We start from the raw sequence: 2,392 nt of genomic DNA on the forward strand, positions 1-2,392 counted from the left end.
AATTTTTAAACTACGACTCATAAACGCACCATAAAAGCTATCTCTCTATTATATGCAACTTCACATAAAATTGGTATCATATAGATTTTGCTAATAATCTGATCTCCATCGGGAATAAACTTAGGGTAAACTTTCCACCCATCTGTCACATAAAAATGGCATTTCCATTTGTTAACAATGCCCCATAGTGGTTCAAAACTTTTTGCACTATCGTCGCCTAAAACCCATCCTAGAATACCTGGTTTAAAATGGTCTACTGCTGTCCACAACCAGCTTTTGTTTTTTTTGAGCCGACAAATGTTTCTAATTCATCTAATTCTCCCACTTGTGGATTTGTTTCTGGGTGATAAAAATCTGGTAAGAGTTTTCCTACTTGTTTGATCCAATTAATGATTGTCGTATGATGCACATTTTTGACTCTCTCAATTGCTCCAAAAGCCATACCATTGACATACATTTTAAGACATTCACCTTTCACCTCCTCAGAATAACCTTTATGAGGTTGATAACAATGTATAAATTGTCGGCCACAACCGACACAAATATACAGCGTATCCCAGGTTTATGAGGTACAGTAACAACAGTGTGTAAACCAGTTTTTTAAATGTTTGGGATTCATCAAATCGAGTGCGGTGGCAATTAGAACATCAACCATTTTTGGAGTAGTGGGAGAAAACTGACGTAAAAAAGCTTTTAATTGTGACCACCAATGTTCAATTGGATTAAAGTCAGGATTCGGGAGGTGATTGGTAGAGAACGCTCGCCCCAACAGATTGAATTAAAGGTTCGATTTCTTTCACTTTATGGGCGGGTACATTATCCATGACAACTACCGCACCCTCCCATAGTTGTGGTAGTAAACACTTTTCGACAAAGACTTGGAATGCTTTGCCATTCATTGAACCATCCAATGTCATTACAGCTAACACTTTTTTTAAGCTAATTGCCCCAATTACTGTCACCTCCCGGCCTCGATAAAATGGTTTAAAATCATAGACCCTACTTCCATAATAGCTTCGGGCATGAGTTCGTGTTAACCAAGCGTAAAACGCCCATTTCATCGATAAAAACTAAATTTTCTGGTTCGATTTGCTTAACTTTCTGCCAATACTCAATTCTCAAGTTTCGGACTCTTTCTCTTTTCCCCTGGTCACTGCGCAATGTTTTTTTTTTACTGTGAGTTTTTGTTTTTTTAATGCCCGACACATTGCACTTTTACTGACCCATTGATGATGATTTTCTGCCCAATATTCACAATATTCTAATAATGTTGCATCTGGATATCGTTCAACCATTGCCTGTAGTTGAACTTCCGCTCCATACAATGCCCCCTTCATTACCCCACCTGGTTTTTTTGGTTCTAAACTACCTTGACATTTATGAAGAGATAGTAGTTTTTGTACAAAGCTTTTAGCTACACTAAATCTAGCCGCAACTTTTCTGATTGAGGTGTTACCTTGAAAGTAAGCCTTGACTATTTTTTCTCGGAACTCGATTGAGTAAGATTTCATTGGGACTATTTCTACACTAAATATTAGTGTACCTCATAAACCTGGGATACGCTGTATGTTCTGTTGTATAGCCTTTCTCATAAAGATGAGGTACAATAACAGCAGTGTGTAAACCAGTTAAACATATTTGACGAGGTAACTTGTCGGAACGCAAAGTCTATGGCTTTTCCTAACTCTTGATAATTAGTAGTCTTGATAGAACGGAGAATGATTTTAAGTTTTGACCACAGATTCTCAATTGGTGAAAAATCTGGTGAATAAGGTGATAAGTATATTAATTTTGCGCCTTTCTTTTCAATCGCTTTTTTGACTTCTTTTCCCAGGTGAATAGGACAATTATCCATCACCACACAAACCGCTTTCCAGAGTTTTGGTAAGAGTTTTCTGATGATAAAAGCTTCAAAGGTAATTGCATCAGTTCCACCTATTAAATTAACCGATGTTAAGATTTCATTTACTGACATTGCTCCAATTATAGAGACATTTTTGCCACGTTTAGCTGGTTTTGGTCCCTTGGCCCTTTCACCTTTTTGCATACCTAGCATATAACCTAACCATTGCCAAATTCACTCCCGATTCGTCAATGAATATTAAGTCTTTTAAACTCATCTCTTTAATTGTTTTCCAGAACTCACATCGCAGGATTTGAAATCGCTTTGTGCCTTTGCCTGAAGGGAAGAAAGTTTTTTTTGACAGTAATGTCTAAGAGTTTTATCATTCTTCCTATTGTTGCTCTACTAACAGAAAATCCAATTTTTCCATAAAGTAAATAACGGAGTTTTTCAAGAGTTGCATCATTATTGACTTCCACCAATTCCGCCAAGATGAGTAGTTGCTCCGCATTCAGTTTGCCTTTGACTCCACATCGGTCAGTTTTCGGA

At 37.2% G+C, this 2,392-nt stretch carries 3 protein-coding genes and 2 pseudogenes; all 5 read right to left on the bottom strand.

The window, feature by feature from the left end:
* Positions 1-77: 77 nt before the first annotated feature.
* A pseudogene (locus QUB25_RS29540) lies at positions 78-547 on the bottom strand (IS1 family transposase); the annotation flags it as partial.
* Between the two features lie 181 nt (positions 548-728).
* Positions 729-1,061, bottom strand: coding sequence for a transposase (locus tag QUB25_RS29545; protein WP_333189023.1), 333 nt, complete (start codon positions 1,059-1,061; stop codon positions 729-731).
* A gap of 57 nt (positions 1,062-1,118) precedes the next feature.
* Positions 1,119-1,511 (bottom strand): IS630 transposase-related protein, encoded by a 393-nt coding sequence (locus tag QUB25_RS29550; RefSeq protein WP_333189025.1) that lies wholly within the window; start codon positions 1,509-1,511, stop codon positions 1,119-1,121.
* Between the two features lie 77 nt (positions 1,512-1,588).
* Complete coding sequence (locus QUB25_RS29555; protein ID WP_333189026.1) at positions 1,589-2,047, bottom strand: transposase; 459 nt, start codon at positions 2,045-2,047, stop codon at positions 1,589-1,591.
* A gap of 95 nt (positions 2,048-2,142) precedes the next feature.
* A pseudogene (locus QUB25_RS29560) lies at positions 2,143-2,392 on the bottom strand (helix-turn-helix domain-containing protein); the annotation flags it as partial.

Origin of the sequence: Microcoleus sp. B3-D7, assembly GCF_036705305.1 — a bacterium.
In the GTDB taxonomy this organism is placed as follows: domain Bacteria; phylum Cyanobacteriota; class Cyanobacteriia; order Cyanobacteriales; family Microcoleaceae; genus Microcoleus.

What these genes read in the sequence shown, in the direction of transcription:
- QUB25_RS29555 (WP_333189026.1), bottom strand. Translation starts at nt 2,047, where the DNA reads ATGCAAAAAGGTGAAAGGGCCAAGGGACCAAAACCAGCTAAACGTGGC.
- QUB25_RS29545 (WP_333189023.1), bottom strand. Translation starts at nt 1,061, where the DNA reads ATGAAATGGGCGTTTTACGCTTGGTTAACACGAACTCATGCCCGAAGC.
- QUB25_RS29550 (WP_333189025.1), bottom strand. Translation starts at nt 1,511, where the DNA reads ATGAAATCTTACTCAATCGAGTTCCGAGAAAAAATAGTCAAGGCTTAC.